Source organism: Micromonospora sp. DT53 (assembly GCF_049841535.1).
Classification (GTDB): domain Bacteria; phylum Actinomycetota; class Actinomycetes; order Mycobacteriales; family Micromonosporaceae; genus Micromonospora.
Window position 1 is genome coordinate 235,794 of sequence record NZ_JBNCKM010000011.1, and the last position, 16,720, is coordinate 252,513.

The 16,720-nt window shown below is 70.1% G+C and carries 13 protein-coding genes; 6 read left to right on the plus strand and 7 right to left on the minus strand.

Annotated elements, in window-relative coordinates; genetic code table 11:
• Positions 1-31: 31 nt before the first annotated feature.
• Positions 32-1,849 (minus strand): polysaccharide biosynthesis protein, encoded by a 1,818-nt coding sequence (locus ACLQ3B_RS29510; RefSeq protein WP_425783963.1) that lies wholly within the window; start codon positions 1,847-1,849, stop codon positions 32-34.
• A gap of 223 nt (positions 1,850-2,072) precedes the next feature.
• Positions 2,073-2,999, minus strand: coding sequence for an NAD(+)/NADH kinase (locus tag ACLQ3B_RS29515; RefSeq protein WP_425783964.1), 927 nt, complete (start codon positions 2,997-2,999; stop codon positions 2,073-2,075).
• 194 nt (positions 3,000-3,193) lie between these two features.
• Here ACLQ3B_RS29515 and ACLQ3B_RS29520 point away from each other — a divergent pair, with 194 nt between their 5' ends.
• Complete coding sequence (locus ACLQ3B_RS29520; RefSeq protein WP_425783965.1) at positions 3,194-4,456, plus strand: hypothetical protein; 1,263 nt, start codon at positions 3,194-3,196, stop codon at positions 4,454-4,456.
• Complete coding sequence (locus ACLQ3B_RS29525; protein ID WP_425783966.1) at positions 4,453-5,739, plus strand: hypothetical protein; 1,287 nt, start codon at positions 4,453-4,455, stop codon at positions 5,737-5,739. Before ACLQ3B_RS29520 ends, ACLQ3B_RS29525 begins: the two co-directional genes overlap by 4 nt.
• Positions 5,740-5,800: 61 nt before the next feature.
• Here the strand turns inward: ACLQ3B_RS29525 and ACLQ3B_RS29530 are convergent, their stop codons facing one another.
• Genes ACLQ3B_RS29530 through gmd form a run of 3 tightly spaced genes read right to left on the minus strand, consistent with a single transcriptional unit; the run spans position 5,801 to position 9,149 of the window.
• Entirely contained in the window at positions 5,801-6,925 is a 1,125-nt protein-coding gene (locus ACLQ3B_RS29530) for a DegT/DnrJ/EryC1/StrS family aminotransferase (RefSeq protein ID WP_425783967.1), read from the minus strand.
• Positions 6,922-8,139 (minus strand): glycosyltransferase, encoded by a 1,218-nt coding sequence (locus ACLQ3B_RS29535; protein ID WP_425783968.1) that lies wholly within the window; start codon positions 8,137-8,139, stop codon positions 6,922-6,924. The genes ACLQ3B_RS29530 and ACLQ3B_RS29535 overlap by 4 nt, the downstream gene beginning before the upstream one ends.
• Positions 8,136-9,149 carry a GDP-mannose 4,6-dehydratase gene (gene gmd / locus ACLQ3B_RS29540; RefSeq protein WP_425783969.1) on the minus strand — a complete coding sequence of 338 codons (1,014 nt, stop codon included), beginning with the start codon at positions 9,147-9,149 and terminating at the stop codon, positions 8,136-8,138. Before gmd ends, ACLQ3B_RS29535 begins: the two co-directional genes overlap by 4 nt.
• Before the next feature lie 181 nt (positions 9,150-9,330).
• Here gmd and ACLQ3B_RS29545 point away from each other — a divergent pair, with 181 nt between their 5' ends.
• Together ACLQ3B_RS29545 and wecB are read left to right on the plus strand one after the other, a co-directional pair.
• The gene (locus tag ACLQ3B_RS29545) at positions 9,331-10,572 is read left to right on the plus strand and encodes a glycosyltransferase (RefSeq protein ID WP_425783970.1); all 1,242 of its coding nucleotides are present in this window, start codon (positions 9,331-9,333) and stop codon (positions 10,570-10,572) included.
• 47 nt (positions 10,573-10,619) lie between these two features.
• Positions 10,620-11,744: a non-hydrolyzing UDP-N-acetylglucosamine 2-epimerase gene (gene wecB, locus ACLQ3B_RS29550; protein WP_425783971.1), complete on the plus strand. Its 1,125-nt coding sequence runs from the start codon at positions 10,620-10,622 to the stop codon at positions 11,742-11,744.
• Here the strand turns inward: wecB and ACLQ3B_RS29555 are convergent.
• On the minus strand, positions 11,673-12,386 hold the full coding sequence (locus tag ACLQ3B_RS29555; protein ID WP_425784007.1) for an acetyltransferase: 714 nt from the start codon (positions 12,384-12,386) through the stop codon (positions 11,673-11,675). The two genes, wecB and ACLQ3B_RS29555, sit on opposite strands and share 72 nt — an antisense overlap.
• 184 nt (positions 12,387-12,570) lie before the next feature.
• Between ACLQ3B_RS29555 and ACLQ3B_RS29560 the strand changes: the two genes are divergently transcribed.
• Positions 12,571-13,791: a glycosyltransferase gene (locus tag ACLQ3B_RS29560; RefSeq protein ID WP_425783972.1), complete on the plus strand. Its 1,221-nt coding sequence runs from the start codon at positions 12,571-12,573 to the stop codon at positions 13,789-13,791.
• Between the two features lie 218 nt (positions 13,792-14,009).
• A complete protein-coding gene (locus ACLQ3B_RS29565) occupies positions 14,010-14,528 on the plus strand; it encodes an acyltransferase (protein WP_425783973.1) in 519 nt (172 codons plus the stop codon).
• A 26-nt stretch (positions 14,529-14,554) separates the two neighbouring features.
• On the opposite strand, the gene ACLQ3B_RS29570 is transcribed toward ACLQ3B_RS29565, so the two are convergent.
• Positions 14,555-16,582, minus strand: coding sequence for a hypothetical protein (locus ACLQ3B_RS29570; protein WP_425783974.1), 2,028 nt, complete (start codon positions 16,580-16,582; stop codon positions 14,555-14,557).
• Positions 16,583-16,720: the final 138 nt, after the last annotated feature.

Sequence of the window (16,720 nt, forward strand, 5' to 3'; positions counted from 1 at the left end):
CACAACGGCGTCGGCCCCGTTTGCAGCGAGGTCAGCGGGCCAGCGGTATGCCCGGGCGCCGTTGTGGGAGCGGGCTGTGCAGGATGCCGCAGAGCCGGGCGAGCTGATCGACGACCTTGGCAGGTTCGGCGAACGGATCCAGTCCGGTGACCTCCAGGGGGTCCAGGGCCGGAACGGTCACCTGCGAGATCAGCGGGTGCAGCGGTCGGTGGTCGGCCTCGCCCTTACCGAGCAGGTCCTCGTGCAGCTTCTCCCCGGGGCGCAGCCCGGTGTAGACGATCGGGACCGGGCTGGCCGCCTGCTCGACCATGCGGCGGGCAAGGTCGTCGATCCGGACCGGCTCGCCCATGTCGAGCACCAGGGCCTCCCCGTCTCGGCCGATGGCTGCGGCCTGAAGGACCAGGTGCACCGCCTCCTGCACCGTCATCAGGTACCGGGTCACGTTGGGGTCGGTGACGGTCAGCGGCTGCATCGCCTCGATCTGCCGTTGGAAGGCGGTCACCACCGAGCCCCGGCTGCTCAGGACGTTGCCGAACCGGACGCTCAGGAAGGTGCCCGGGTAGGTCGCCGCCGCGTGCGCGGTCAGCATCTCGGTGATGCGCTTCGAGTAGCCGAGCACGCTGATCGGGTCGGCGGCCTTGTCGGTGGAGATGTTGACGAAGCGGGCGACGTCCCGGCACGCGTCCAGGACGGTGAGCGTCCCCCAGACGTTGGTCTTGACCGCCTCGCCCGGGTGACGTTCCAGCAGGGTCAGGTGCTTCAGCGCGGCGGCGTGGAAGACGATCTCGGGGCGGCGTTCCCGCATGATGCGTCGGATACCTTCGTCGTCCCGAAGGTCGGCGAGGATGAGTTCGGGCCCGTCCAACAGCGCGCGTCCGGTGAGCGACATCTGGAGGCTGTGCAGGGCCGACTCGTCCCGGTCCAGCATCATCAGCTCACCGGGGTTGGCGCGCATGATCTGCCGGCACAGTTCCGAGCCGATCGAGCCGCCGGCGCCGGTGACCAGGACGCGTCGACCGGTGAGCCCGTTGTCGTCCAGGGTCAGGTCGCCGACCACCTGACGTCGGCCGAGCAGGTCACTGATCTGGACATCCCGCACGTCGCTGACCGTGATCCGGTGATCCACCAACTCCCGGACCGGAGGCAGGACCTTGAACGCGGCACCGGTGCGCAGGGTCGCCTCCCGCACCTCGCGGATCAGCGTGGCGTCGGCGTTGGCCACGGCGAAGATCACCGTGGTGGCGCCGGTGCGGCGGATCACCTCGACGAGGTGCTGCCGGCTGCCCAGCACCGGGACACCGGCGATGCGCAGGTCGTGTTTGCCCGGGTCGTCGTCGAGCGCGCCGACGGGCAGGTAGCGGCCCTTCGGGTCGCTGAGCATCGCGCGCACCAGCCCCTGCCCGGCCTCGCCGAGACCGAAGAGCAGCACCGGGGTCGCCGAACGGGCGTCCGGTCGCATCGCACGGTCCCGCCGGTGGCGGTGCAGGAGACGACAGCTGAGCATCAGTAGCAGCGCCAGCGCACCACCGATCACGGGGGTGCTGGCCGGCACCGGGCGTTCGCCCAGCGCGAGAAGGGCGACGAGGACCATTGCCGCAGTGGTGGCGGTGGTGCCGGCGAGGCCACGAACCTCCTCGACGGTGCCGAGGGGCTGGCGACCGGAACGAATGCGACGCAGTGCACTGACGCCGACGTGCAGCACGGCAGCCCCGCCGCCGAGCATTACCGCGTTGATCGCCTGGTCGATGGTGAGAGCTAGCTCGTACCTCGCCCAGCCCGCGACCGTGAACCCGCCGACCCAGCCGAGGGCGTCGGCGGCGAGGAAGATGGCGGTCCGACGACGACTCACCCTGGCCCGGCCGACGGCCGTTGATGTCGTTGGCTCAACCCGTTGTATCTCCGGCGGCATCTACGACTCCCTGTCCTGTCCGTGGCCGGCAGTGACCCAGGGCAGGTCAGGGAGCCACGTACGTCCCCTAACTGCTTAGCGGAATATGCTCCCTAGAATCCGGTTTTCACGTTTGTATGGCCGGTTGTCTGATTTCGTGTCGGCAAACCAGACGAGAGCGCCGCTACCGGCGAGGCTCCTCGCGGCGGCCGAGCTGGCGACGCAGGCTCTCGGGGAGCAGCTCGCGAAGCTGCTCCGGCAACAGGGGCAGATCCAGCAGCCCCAGCTTGAGCTGATTGCGTTCCTGGTGGCGGCGCGGATCGAGGCGGACCACCAGGCCGGCGTCGGGGCGGTAGTGCACCTCCACCGCGCCCGTCGTCGACCTGTTGCGGATCACCCGCCCGTCCACCTCCACCGAGACCGGTCCGGACCCGGGGCGCAGGTCCAGCCGTACCGTCTCCTCCGGCGAGAGCACCACCGACCGGGAGATGCCGGCCATGGGAGCGCTCGGCGTCACCACCACGGCCCGCGTCGCCGGAGAGATCAGCGGCCCACCGGCGGCGTAGCTGTAGGCCGTCGACCCGGTCGGGGTGCACACGACCACCGCGTCACAGCGGTAGTAGCCGTACTGTTGCCCGTCCACCGCCAGGGTGACGCTGACGAAGCCCTGACCCGGATGGCGGACCAGCGCGATGTCGTTGAACGCGACAACGTCGTCGCCGCAGACGGTGCAGGCCAGGCAGCTGTGTGCCTCGAGGGTGTACTCCCCGGTCAGCAGTCGGGCCAGCGCGGCAGGCAGGTCCGGCGGTTCGACCTCCACGAGGAACCCCAGCTTGCCCAGGTGCACGCCGAGCACCGGTTTCGGGTCGCGGACGGCCATCCGCAGCGCGCCCAGCATCGTGCCGTCCCCGCCGATGGCGATCAGCATGTCCGACCCGGAGGCCAGCTCCTCCTCCGGCACCCCCCGGACCACCTCGGGCACCCGGTGCCGGTCCTGTTCGCGAACCGCCAGGGCGGCGTGGTGCTGGGCGGCCCAGGCCACGATCGTGCCCACCACCGGGGACACGTCCCGGGTGGGATGGAGCACCAGCCCGAGCCGGAACTGATCCATGTGCCCAGCTCATCACAGTTTGGGCGGCCGGCACGGCCCTACGCGCAACGACCGCAGACGTAAGGGCGTTTCGCCCGGTCGGTTGGTTCGTTGGGTCAAGAGCGACCAACCACATGCCAAAGGGGGCGCGCGCGATGACCTGGCCCGGGGCTGCCCTCGACCCCGGCGGAGCGACCGGTGCGACCGAGGAGCGGATGGATCAGCCAACCGGCGACGGGGCGTCAGGCGCCCAGCGGGATCTCGTCGGTCGGATGCTCCGCTGCTATCCGGTGACCGTGGTCGTACTCGCCCCGTACGCGCTGATCATCCTGCCGATGGCGGTCTTCTACCAGAATCCCGAGACCGGCTTCATCGCCTCGCTGGTCGGGCTCGCGTTGCTCGGCAGCGTCGCCGTGGAGACGATCGGCCTGCTGTTCGGACGTCCCGACCCGCGCTGGCGGGAGAGCTTCCGGCGTGCCCACGCCCGGTATCCGTGGCTCTACCCGATCGCCGTCGTGATCACGCTGATCAGCATCACCGCGAAACTGCTCGCTGCCCACCTTGGCCGCGGCACCATCGAGAACCAGGTCTCCGGTGACCTGTCCGACGGGCCGCTCGCGATGGTGAGCACGCTCTTCTCGGGTTGGACAGCCCTGAGCTTCGCGTTGCTGGTGGCCAGCCACCTGAGCGGTCGACTGTCGCGGGCGAAGCTGTACGGCTGGCTGGCCGTTCTCGTCGCCGCGGAGTTCTACGTCTCCGTGCTGACGGCTGTCACCGCGCCGCTGATCGCGCTGGTGTTCTTCATGGCGGCCACCGGAGCGCTCTGTGGCGTCTTCCGACTGCGTTACCTGGTGTTCTGCGCGGTGGCGCTCCTGTTCGCGTGGCCGGCCGTGTTCGAGCAGCGCAACGCCATCCGGGCGGATCGCGGCGTCCGGGTGGATAACCAGGTCACCGCCACGGACCGGCTGCGACTGGACAGCCAACTCAGCGCGGTGACGGGCTTCGACACCCCGGTCGACCTGGGGCAGCCCGGGGTCGCCGACTATCTGCGGTACGGGCTGGTGCCCCGGGTGCTCGATCCGGACCGGCCGGCGCTCTCCACCGGGCAGCGAATCAACCAGTACATCGGCGGCGGCTCGACATCGGCCTACACCTTCCTGCTGCTGGGCAACATCTGGTTCTTCGACGGCGCGGTCGGCGTGATCGCCGTGCACGCCTTCTGGGCCGCGGTGGCAGCGGTGCTACTGCGCCGGCGGGGTCCGCCCGGCCCGATCCGGCTGAGCCTCTTCTGCCTGGTGCTCTTCGACCCGCTGCTCTGGTCCAACACCTATCCGGACTCCACGATAAGTTTTCTGCAACACGTGGTGGCGGCGACACCGGTCTTCGCTCTTCTGGCGCTCAGCCGCCGCCCCCTGCACGGGGCTCCCAAGAGTTTGGACACCGGCTGGTCGCCCACCGCCCCCGGTCTGATCCGGTGACCGTACGGGTAGGTCGGCATGCGGTAGGTCGGCATGCGGTAGGTCGGCATGCGGTAGGTCGGACCGGCGCTCCGGTCGGTCCGCGCACCGGTCGCCGTGCTCTGCTCGCGCTGGTCGTCGGCGGGCTTTCCAGCGGCGGCAACCTGCTGTTGGCGATCACCGTGACCCGACTGGAGTCGGTCGGCGGGCTGGGTCAGTTCGCCCTGGCGTTCTCGTTCTACATCGTCGGTTCCGGGATGGTACGGAGCACCGTGACCGACACCGTGCTGGCCACCGGGGTCGGGGTCGCGTCAGCCGCCCGGCGGGCGATCCTGCTCGGCCTCGTCGGAGGCAGCCTCGTCTGCGCGGCCGGCGCGGCGTACAACTCGCCCTACCTGCTGTTCGCGGGCCTCGCCCTGCCCGGGTTGGTCCTCTACGACTACACCAAGGCGGTCGCCGTCGGCATCGGCGCTCCCTCAGCGGCGATGGCCCAGGAGATCGCCTGGGCGGCGCTCACCGGCTGTGCCGCGCTGGCCGGCCTGCTCCGAATGATCGACATGCCGTACGTCTTCGCGCTGTGGGCCGTCGGCGGCGGTCTGATCGGCGTGGTCGTCGCTGCCCGACGCCGGTACGCGCTGGTGCCCGGCTGGCGGGTCGGGCGAGCCGAGACGCGCGTCGCGGCGGGGTTCGGTGCGCAGTTCCTGCTGACCACCGGGTCGGCGCAGCTCGCGCTGACCGCGGTGGCGCTGGTCGCCGGCACGGCCGTTGTCGGCGCGTTGAGCGCCGGGCGCACGCTGCTGGGGCCGGTCAACCTGGTGCTGTCGACGGCGGCCACGCTGATCCTGCCGCAGTTGGCCGGCACCCGAGCCGAGTCCCGCGCGGTGCGGACGCGGGTGGCTGTCCGGCTGGCACTGCTGGTGGCCGCCGCCGTCCTGCCGTTGACCATCGCGGTCGCGCTGCTGCCGGACGCAGTGGGGAAGGAACTGCTCGGCGCCAACTGGACCGTCGCCCGGAGCCTGCTGGTGCTGCTCGCGCTGGAGAGTCTGCTCGCCGTGCCCGCCATGATCGGTTTCGCCGGGCTGCGGGTCGAGCAGGCGAGCCGGCGGGCGATCGTGCTCGGCATCCTGCTCGGCGCGCTCCGCGTGCCGGCGGTCGTCGCCGGGGCGGTCCTGTTCGGCGCGCCCGGCGCGGCCGGCGCGCTGGTCCTGCTGGCCCTGTTCAGCGCGGTCGCCTGGGGCGGCAGCTATCTCCTGCTGCTCTCCGACCGCGCGGCGGACCGCCCACCGGCGGTCCAACCGGTCTGACCGCGACCCGTGTCTGACGCCCGGCCCGCGCCGACGGGGTCCGCGCGGGCCGGGCGTCAGGTCAGGCGATGGTCGCCAGGGCGGCGCGGACGCGCTCCACCACTGCCTTGACCGCCGGTTCGGTCAGATCGGCGTACGTGGGCAGGTTGATGCCGCGCCGACTCAGGTCCTCGGTCACCGGACAGTGCGCGTCCGGATCACGATGCGCGGGCAGATCCGGGATCGGCACGAAGAACGGGCGGGTCTCCACGCCGAGCCGGGCGAGCCCACGGGCCAGCGCGTCCCGGGACGTCGCGTCCCCGTCGGCCCCGACGAGGAAGGCCGCCATCCAGGGCGCGCGGCGAACTCCGGCGGCCACCGGCTGCGCCGACAGTGCCGGCTCGTCGGCCAACTGTTCCTCGTAACCGGCGATCACCCGGTCCCGCAGGGCGATGATCTCGTCCGCCCGCTCCAGTTGGGCGCAGAGCAGTGCGGCGCACAGGTTCGTCATCCGGTAGTTGTAGCCCAGCACCGGGAAGTAGTACCGCCGCTGCGGATCCATGCCCTGGTTGCGCAGCAGGCGCATCCGATCGGCCAGTGCCGCGTCGGAGGTGGTCACGCAGCCGCCCTCACCGGAGGTGAGCACCTTGTTGCCGAAGAACGAGAAGGTCGTGACGTCGGCGAGTGAGCCGGTGGGTCGCCCGTCGAGGGTGGCGCCGAACGACTCCGCCGCGTCGGCGACCAGGAGCAGACCGTGTCGGTCGCAGAGGTGGCGCAGGGCGGTGTAGTCGGCCGGGTGCCCGTACAGGTCGACGGCGATGATCGCCCGGGTACGCGGGCCGATCGCGGCGCGTACCGCGGCGGGGTCGACACACCAACTCTCCGGCAGGACGTCCACACAGACGGCACGCGCGCCGCAGTACGCGACGGCGTTGGCCGTCGCCACGTAGGTCAGCGCGGGGACGATCACCTCGTCCCCCGGTCCAATGCCGGCCGCCGCGAGGACCAGGTGCAGTGCGACGGTGCCGTTGCTGGTCGTCAGGGCGGTGTCGGCGGCGCAGCGACGGGCGAAATGCTCCTCGAAGTCCCGCAGGTACGGGCCCTGCGAGGAGATCCACCCGCTCCGCAGCGCATCGACCACGTACCGTTCCTCCAACGTGGAGAGGCTCGGTCGGGCAACCGGATAGGTGTCGTCCGCGATACTCATGACCCATCTCCTCGGCTGGTGGCCGCGTCGTTCGCGGCCTCCGCGAACGGAGACCGTGGCACCGGTCCGGATCCGCCCCGCGCGGCCCAACCCAGGACGTCCAGATAGTCGCGGCCGGTGGCCTCCCAGGTGCGACCGGCCAGCCGATCGTTCGCCCGCCGGGAGGCGGCGGCGTAGCGGTCCCGCTCGTCGAGCAGGTGCCGCACCGCGTCGGCGAGGGACTGCGGATCCCGTCCCCGGAAGATCGCCGCCTCGGCGCCGTTGAACTCCAACTGGTCGCGCAGCGGCTCGACGTCGGCGCAGGCGACCGGGAGACCCCAGGTGAACGCCTCCAGCATCGCGCCACTGGCCGCCTCCCAGAGCGAGGGTACGACCACCGCGTCCGCCCGGGCATAGATGTCGTTCAGCTCGTCCAGGCTGACGAAGCCGGGGAAGGACACCCGGCCGCGTAGGTCGGGTTGCGCCGCGCGGGCCAGCAGTCGGCTCGCCTGGGGCTCGACCAGCGGCCCCGGGCAGATCAGCCGGCAGCCCGGCAGCAGCGCCATGGCCTCCAGCAGGGTGATGTGGTTCTTGTGCTCCGCGGTGGACGACGGATAGACCAGCAGCCCCGGTTCGGGCCGTGCGTGTGCGCGCTCCGGCGCTGGTTGGAACGTCGGTGTCGGGATGAGCACGGTCCGCTCCGCGGCCTCCGGGAAGAGGCGCAGGGCCTCCCGGTACGGATGCGGCCAGGTGACCACGATCGCCGCCGCACGCGCCACGTTCTCCCGGACCACCGCCGCGTAGCCGGGGGCGTGGAACTCGGCCCCCAGGTGGCGCAGGTCATGCAGGACGACCACCGACTTGCCCGACCCGATCGGGGCGCAGTGGAACGGGAACAGGGTGACGTCGACGTCGGTGTGTCGCACGACGGACCGTTGTCGGACCGCGTTGACGGCCGTGCGAACCGTACGGGAGTCGCGCATCACCCGCGGTGTCCACCGCCGTAGCAGTTGGCCTGTGGGGTTGTCCGAGCGGAGCGGCTGCGCCACCTCGGTCCAGGCGATCCGCGCGTCGGGCACCTGGTCCCGCCACTCGGGAAGCGTGCCGCGCAGGACGTTCACCCGCAGATCGCAGGAGTCGTCGGCGACCATGCCGGTCAACAGGCCGTACGTGAAGGCTTCGAGCCCCGCGGCGTGACCGGGACGGATGGGTGCGGCGTCGACCGCGACTCTCACCGGTCCACCCGGATCAGTCGACCCATCCGCTCGTCCTCGAGGAGCTGCCGGTCGGCGTCGACCATGACGCGGACCAGATCGCTGAAGAGCGTCTTCGGTGCCCATCCCAGGGTGCGTCGGGCCTTCGAGTAGTCGCCGATGAGCGCGTCGACCTCCGCCGGACGGAAGTAGGCGGGGTCCAGCCCCACGTACCGCTGCCAGTCCAACCCGACCCGGTCGAACGCGGCCTCGACGAACTCACGCACGGTGTGGCCCTCGCCGGTGGCGACCACGTAGTCGTCCGGAGTGTCCTGCTGGAGGGCGAGCCACATCGCCTCGACGTACTCCGGTGCGTAGCCCCAGTCCCGAACGGCGTCCAGGTTGCCCAGGTAGAGCTTTTCCTGAATGCCGGCCTCGATCCGGGCCACCGCACGGGTGATCTTGCGGGTCACGAAGTTCTCGCCCCGGCGAGGGCTCTCGTGGTTGAACAGGATGCCGTTGGCGCAGAACATGTTCCAGGATTCGCGGTAGTTCACCGCCGACCAGTAGGCGTACACCTTGGCGCACGCGTACGGGCTGCGCGGGTGAAACGGGGTTTCCTCGCGCTGCGGGGGCGGGGTCGAGCCAAACATCTCCGACGAGGAAGCCTGGTAGAACCGGCAGCCGACGTCGGCGGACCGGGCCGCCTCCATCATGCGCAGCGCCCCGAGCCCGGTGACGTCGGCCGTGTATCCGGGAATGTCGAAGGACACCCGCACATGACTCTGCGCGCCCAGGTTGTAGATCTCGTGGGGGCGGATGTCCCGGATGAGCGCGGACAGCGAGGCCGGATCGGAGAGGTCGCTGTAGTGGAGGAAGAGGCGGGCGTCGCCGTTGCGCGGATGAACGTCCACCTGGTCGATCCGCTCGGTGTTGAAAGAGGACGACCTCCGTTTGATGCCGTGCACCGTGTATCCCTTGTCGAGCAGGAACTCCGACAGGTAACTGCCGTCCTGACCTGTGATGCCGGATATGAGTGCCACTCGTGACATACGGTCCCTCCCCTGCTGGCTCAATTTTCCCCGCGGTTCCTCTTATCCCTATCGGCGTCGGCACTCCTGAAGTAACTGGCGGAATTAATTTTTTGCGGGGCGGTTCAGAGAATGACTCAGTCACGGATCGAGTTCCCGATCGTTAGGTGAATCGATCCTGTGGCACGAGCGAGGAGTGAGGATGGCCGGCGACCCCACCCCCGCGACGGACACCCGAGAAAGGCCGACGGCGCTCGACGAGAACAAATTCCACGTCCTTGTCACTGCCGGCTATTTCGCTCCCGGTTGGCGGGCCGGAGGGCCAGTCCGGTCCATTTCCGAGGTGCTCGCCCTGGCCAGTGACGACATTGAGACGTCCATGCTGACCCGCGACCGCGACCTCGGTTGCCGCGACCCCTATCCGGGGCTCTCCGGTCGCTGGGCCCGGGTCGGCCGGACGAACGTCTTCTATCTCGGCGTGCGTCGGTTGGGGCACTGGCGGTCGCTCTGGCGCTCGCTTCGCGCCGGCCGTTTCGACCTGCTGTACGTCAACAGCGTCTGGTCGACCTTCTCCATCCTGCCCATGGCCGCGGCTCGGCTCGGTCTGCTGCGGGTGGGCCGCATCCTGGTCGCCCCCCGAGGTGAGTTCGGCGTAGCCGCTCTGCGGGTGCACCGACTCCGTAAGCGAATCTTCCTGGCGGCCTGGCGGTGGATGCTGCTGGACCGTCGGGTGCTGTGGCACGCCACCACACCTGTCGAGGCCAACGACATCAAGCGGGTGCTGCCCCGGGCGCGGATCGATGTCGTCGCGGTCAGCCGGGGCCCCGAGCCGGAACTGGCGCCGGTCGAGAGGCCCACGACCCACCACGCGCGGCTGGTCTTCATCGGCCGGATCTCCCCGATGAAGAACCTCGACCTGTTGCTGGCCGCGCTCGCCCTAGTACCGGTGCCGGTGCGGCTGGACATCTACGGGCCGGTGGCTGACCAGGCGTACTGGCGACGCTGCCGGGAGCACCTGGCCGGCCTCCCCGACTCGGTCGTCGTCAGCTACCGGGGTGAGCTGCCACCCGAGCAGGTCCGCGCGACCTTCTCCGGCTACGACGCGTTCGTCATGCCGACCCGGGGGGAGAACTACGGCAACGCCATCGCCGAAAGCCTGTCCGCGTGCTGCCCGGTGCTCTGCTCCGACCGGACACCCTGGACGCCGGTGCTGCGCGACGGCGGCGGGTTGGTCCTCACCGAGTTGACCGCGACGGCGTTGGGTGCCCTCGTCACCCAGGTGGCCAGCGCCACCCCCGAGCAGCGACACGCGGCGCGGGTCGAGGCGGGGGCAGCCTACCGCCGGTGGCGGGAGAGTGTGGCTCCGGTCAGCGTTCTCGACCAGGCGTGGCAGGTGATTCGCGACCCGGCGTACCGGGTGCCGCCGCAGGGACGGACCCCCTGAAACGTGTTCAACCCCGCCCAGCACAGCAGCCAACCAGGAGGCGTCAAGTGACCCGCGTGATGACCGTCGTCGGGACCAGGCCGGAGATCATCCGGCTGGCCCGGGTGATTGACACACTCGACCGGACCGTGGACCACACACTGGTGCACACCGGGCAGAACTGGGATCCCGCGCTCTCCGACGTCTTCTTCAGCGAGTTGGGTGTCCGAGCGCCTGACCTCTTCCTGCGGGCCGACACCCGATCGCTCGGCAGCCTCCTCGGCGCGGTCCTGGTCGGTACGGAGAGGGCGATCACCGAGCTGCGCCCGGACGCGCTGCTGGTGCTCGGTGACACCAACAGCGCGATCTCGGCGCTGATGGCCCGGCGGATGAACGTGCCGGTGTACCACATGGAGGCCGGCAACCGTTGCTTCGATTTGAACGTGCCGGAGGAGACCAACCGGTGCATGGTCGACCACATCGCCGACTTCAACCTGGTCTACTCGGAGCACGCCCGGCGCAACCTGCTCGCCGAGGGGTTGCACCCGCGCCGCATCCTGCACACCGGCTCACCGATGCGCGAGGTGCTCGACCACTACCGGCGGCAGATCGAGCGGTCCACCGTGCTGGCCCAACTCGAACTCGAACCGGGAGGCTACTTCGTCGTCAGCGCGCACCGGCAGGAGAACGTCGACCACCCGGACCGGCTCCGTCGGTTGCTGGACTGCCTGCGGGCGGTCCGTGACGAGTGGCGGCTGCCGCTGCTGGTCTCCACGCATCCTCGTACCCGCAAACGGCTGGAGGCGCTCGCGGGCGACGGCCTGCACCTCGACGGCGTCGCCTTCCACGAGCCGTTCGGCTTCTTCGACTACGTGACCCTGCAACGGCATGCCCGATGCACCCTCTCCGACAGCGGCACCGTCAGCGAGGAGGCCGCGATTCTCGGGTTCCCGGCGGTGACCCTGCGCGAGTCCATCGAGCGTCCCGAGGCACTGGACAGCGGGGCGATCGTGATGACCGGCCTGGAGCCCGACGGGGTGGTCGAGGCCATCCGGGTCGTGGTCGCGCAGGTGGCCGACGGCTCGGTCGCCTGCCCGCTCGACTACCAGGTCCCCGACACGTCACGCCGGGTGGTCGACTTCATCCTGTCGACGGTGCGCCGCCATCACGACTGGGCGGGCATCCGCCGCTGACCGGTCCACCGGCCGGGCCGGCACACCTGTGACCACGAGGCCCGGGGCGACGTCGCGGGTCACGCAGGCACCGGCGCCCACTGTGGCGTCCCGGCCAACTGTCAGCTTCGGCAGGATCGCGGCCGTGGTGCCCACCAGGACGCCGTCCTCCAGCCGGCAGTAGCCGGAGACCGCAGCGAGCGGATTGATCGATACATGGTCGCCGAGCACTGTGTCGTGTCCCACCGTGCAGTTCTGATTGAGGTGCACGTGCCGCCCCATCAGCACGTTCGTCGTCACCCGGGCGCCACCGGCGGCGAACAGCCCCTGCTGGTGGACGCAGTCGGGGCCGATCTCCGCGGTCGGATGCACCACTGTGGCGGCCGGTAGGCCGTACCGGGCAACGGCCTGGTCGGTCTCGCGACGCAGCCTCGGATGTCCGACGCCGAGCACCACGTGAGTGCTGGCCGGTTGGGCGGCCAGCCACCGGGTCGGGCCGAGGAAGGCAACGCCGAGGCGCTGTACCGAATCGACGTTGGACTCGGTCGGGTAGTCGTCGACGAAGCCCAGAACCCGCCACGGCGGTGCACCGTCCGCAATGGTGTTCAATAGCCAAATAACGCCATATACCTCGCGGCCCATCCCACCCGTGCCTACGATCACTACGTCGGTCGTCAACCGCGGCTCCCTCGGCTCCGGAGAACGCTGGCCGCTCTCCGTCAACTGAACCGGTTACCGGTGCCGATGGTGACGGGTGGGTGGTGACGCCTTGGTCAAGCCTCGCGCGTTCCAGGTGCCGGCGGGCCCGTGCCGACGCCGGGACAGCAGTCTGGAAGGTGGGCCGAAGGTGAACGATCTGACAAAGTCGCGTCTCCCCGACAGCGAAGAAACACCGAGCGGGTCAGCGCGGTCCGCGACCACCGCGGGGTACCGGGTGCTCGCCACCGCTCGCGTGTTCGAGCCGGGCTTTCGGGGTGGCGGGCCGATCAGGTCCCTGCGGTTCATCCTCGACACCCTGCCGGACGACCTCGACGTCACACTGGTCACCGGAGACCGGGACCTCTCCTCGTCCACGCCCTACCCGGGACTGTCCGGGCGGCTGGTGCGCCGCGACGACCGCTGCGCCGTCTTCTACCTCGGCTCGTTCGCGATGCGGCACTGGGTCCGACTGGCGCGGCACATCCGGTCCCGCCCGCTCGACCTGATCTACGTCAACAGCCTCTGGTCGCTCTTCTCGGTGCTGCCGATCCTGGCGGTGGCGCTGCGGTTGGTGCGCGTCCGCGCGATCATGCTGGCCCCGCGCGGCGAGCTCTCGCCCGGCGCGCTCGCCATCAAGGCGCGCAAGAAGCGGCTCTTCCTGGCGGTCTGGGCCCCGCTCCTGCGTCGGCTGGACGTGCGCTGGCAGGCGTGCAGCCGGTTGGAGGAGGACCAGATCCGCGCCAACATGCCATGGGCCCAGATCATGCTGAACGGCAACGAGTGCCCTATCCCGGAGCAGCCGGCGCCCCGGGCCGTCGCGCACGACGGACCGCTGCGGTTGGTGTTCGTCGGCCGGATCTCCCCGATGAAGAACCTCACCAGGGCATTGGAGGCGGTCGCCGGCGCAACGCGCCCGCTGGAGTTCGACATCTACGGTCCACGGGAGGACGAGCAGTACTGGGCGTGTTGCCGACGCCTCCTCGACGCGATGCCCGACCATGTCCGGGTCCGCTACCTCGGGGAACTCAAGGCGGACGAGGTGATGGTGACCTTCAGACGATATGACGCCTTCCTCTTCCCCACGCTGGGCGAGAACTACGGGCACGTCATCCTGGAGAGCCTGGCGTCCGGCTGCCCGGTGGTCTGCTCCGACGCGACGCCATTCAGCGAGCTGATCGCCGCCGGCGGAGGAGCGGTGGTCCGGCCGGCGACGGCGGCCGCCCTGAGCGAGACCCTCGACCGGCTGGCCGACCGGTCCGCCGGGGAGCGCGCCGAGGCGAAGGAGACCGCGGGTCGGCGGTACCGGCTCTGGCGACAACAACTCCGAGAACTCAACGTGCTGGACCACGCCAGGCGATTCTGCGGCTGATCCGGCCGGCCGCGACCCTGCGGCTGATCCGGCCGGCCGCGACCCTGCGGCTGATCCGGCCGGCCGCGACCCTGCGGCTGATCCGGCTGGCCGCGACCGCGTCACTCGGGCTGGAACTGCCTCGTTGCAATGGCTGGGCCCGCGCGATGGGTCCGTCGTCCGTCACCCCGATAGGCCCCGATGAGCGAGGACAGCACGTGCCCAGTCGCGTTCGTACGATGGTCCGACGAGTCCAGGACCACCTGGCCGCCACCCGTGACCCCGAGGCGTTCGCGCGGTCCCTCGGGGTGAACCTGACCGGACGGGTCCGCTTCTACGGGATCAGCCGGGCGATGTTCGGCTCGGAGCCATGGCTGATCACCATCGGAGACAACGTCTACATCACCTCCGAGGTGCAGTTCGTCACCCACGACGGGGGGACGTTGATCCTGCGCAAGGACCACCCCGACCTGGACTGGACCGCCCCGATCACGATCGGCGACGACGTCTACATCGGTATGCGGTCGATGATCCTGGCCGGCGTCACGATCGGAAACCGGTGCGTCATCGGGGCGGGCTCGATAGTCACGCGTGACATCCCGGACAACACGGTGGTGGCCGGTGTCCCGGCGCGACCGCTGCGGACCACCGACGAGTACCTCGAACGGTTGCAGGCCAAGTCGCTGGGCATCGGGCACCTTCCCGTCCCGGAGAAGCACGAGGCGATGAGGAGGATCTACGGGGTCACCACCGTCTGACCCGTGCGCCGGGCGCGACGGTCCGTTCAGGCCCGCCGGTACGCGACTCGTGGTGGCGGCAGTTGGTGGACGCCGGCGATGGTGATCGCTCCCAACGCGCCTGTCGTCCCGGTCACCACGTAACCGAACCGGTCCCCGGTCATCGCCGCCGAACTGGTGCCGAGGTTGAGGGTGGTGGCGGCGCCGGCGCTGCTGACCCGCAACGTGGGCGGGGTGACACCGTTGGTCTGCCAGACGTGCCCATACCAGTGCCAGCCGGCGGGCAGCATCACGGGAGCGGTCAACACCGACTCCCGTACACCCACCGACGTGACGGTGACGGTGTCGAAGTCGGCGATCGGGCCGAGGACGGCGGGACGGCCGGTCGCCGGATCGTGGGCGTACACGCCGTGGCGCACCACGCCGGTGCCGGCCACGGTGACCTCGACGCAGACCCGGTCGACCGGGGTGGGTTCTGCCAGGTACACCGGGTGCAGCAGGAGCGACTGGTAGCTACCGGTGTAGGTGACGGTCTGGGTCGGGCCAGCGAGGGGGAGGAAGTAACTGCCGCGCGGGCAGGTCGCCCCGGGTAGCGGCCCCACCGGTGCCGGGTCGGGCTCCGCGCGCCACATCCCGTACCCGGTGGGGACCGTCATGCCGTACGAGATCCCGGTGACGGCGACCCGGTCCGGCACGGTGAGGTTCGTCGGGCCGGCCGGGACCAGCAGCCGGTGGAACAGCTGGGGCGCTGCCATCTGGGTCTGGGCGACGGGGTCGACCCGTTCGATCATCACGAAGTCGTGGGTGGAGTCCGAAACGACGATCTCCGTGGCCGCCGAGGGCGGCGCCAGGTAACGCCGGTAGGCGGTGCCGGTCACGGATTCGCCGGCTTCGAGGGTGCGACCCCACACCAGCTGCGGGTAGTTCTTCTTCTGGGTGGAGCTGATGAACCAGCCCTTGGCCGTGGTGTGCCGGGCCCGGATCTCGGGCACGCCGTCGGCGACCGGCAGCAGACCGACGGCGATGCCCCACTGCTGGACCTGGCCGCTGGTGACCACCCACTGGGTCATGCTGCTCGCCGGCATCAGCCGGTTTTTCAGGGTCGCCGGGGTGAAGTCGGTGAGGGCCGGCAGCGTGTCGATGTTCGCCCACACCGACCAGTTCAGGCCGCCGGCCGCGCCCACGTTCGGCATGAACTGCAGGCGGGTGCCGCCGGCCACCGGGGTGAGCGGCTGGCACTGGGTCACCCCGGCGTTCACTGCGAAGCGCTCCAGCGCGGCCACCGTCTGCCCGACCACCAGACCCCCCTGCGACCAGCGGTAGACGTTGGAGATGCGGCACAGGGACGGGATCCGGGACATGATCGTGGCGATCGGTGTGCCGATGTTCGCCCGGGCGGTGTCGATCATTCCTCGGTAGGACGGGATCAGGTACGACTCCCGGATCGTCAGCTCCTGCCCCGTGGACCGGCCGTCCGGTACCGGCCGCCCGTCGAGTTCGACAGTCACCGTGTGGGAGTGGGTGGCCGGGCGGATCTGCACGTCGGGCGTCAGACCCGTGATCGGCACGGTGGCTGTGTGGGTCGCCCCCGACAGGTGGGTGAGGGGCGCGGCCGGCTTGACCCGGGCGCCCTGCGCGATGCCGTCGACGATCGTGTACGGGTTGCCGAAGAGCAGGCTGTCCGCGCTGGTGATGGCCAGCAGGGTGAAGGTGCGCGTCCCGTCGGTCCACTGCGAGCCCACGTCGACTGTCGTCTTGCCGTGGTTGGTGACGACGATCTGGTTGCCGACGTTGTAGCCGTGGTTGCCGCCGACGTACGACCAGCCGGTGTTGATCGGGCAGTTGTCGTCGGCGGTGTCGTGGATCTTCGTTCCGACTGCGGACATCACCGGCCACACCTGGGCGTCGGTCGCCGTCGAGGGCACCAGCGTGACCTGGGGAAGACCCGAGTGCCACATGCCGACCATCGACTCGGCGTACGCGAGGTTGGCCGGCATGACCAGGTCCCTGGTGCTGTCGAAGCGCGACCGGACGGACATCAGGGCATTGAACCGGTAGACGATCAGCTCGGGCATTGTCGGCACCTCCACCGCGAACGCACTGACGACGAATTCTCACTGTGCGCCGTCGAGGCAGGGAGGTCGTTCTCACGGTCAGCACCCGGACAGGGTGAATCTGTCGTCGACACCAGCACGTTGTCCGTTTTGAGTCTA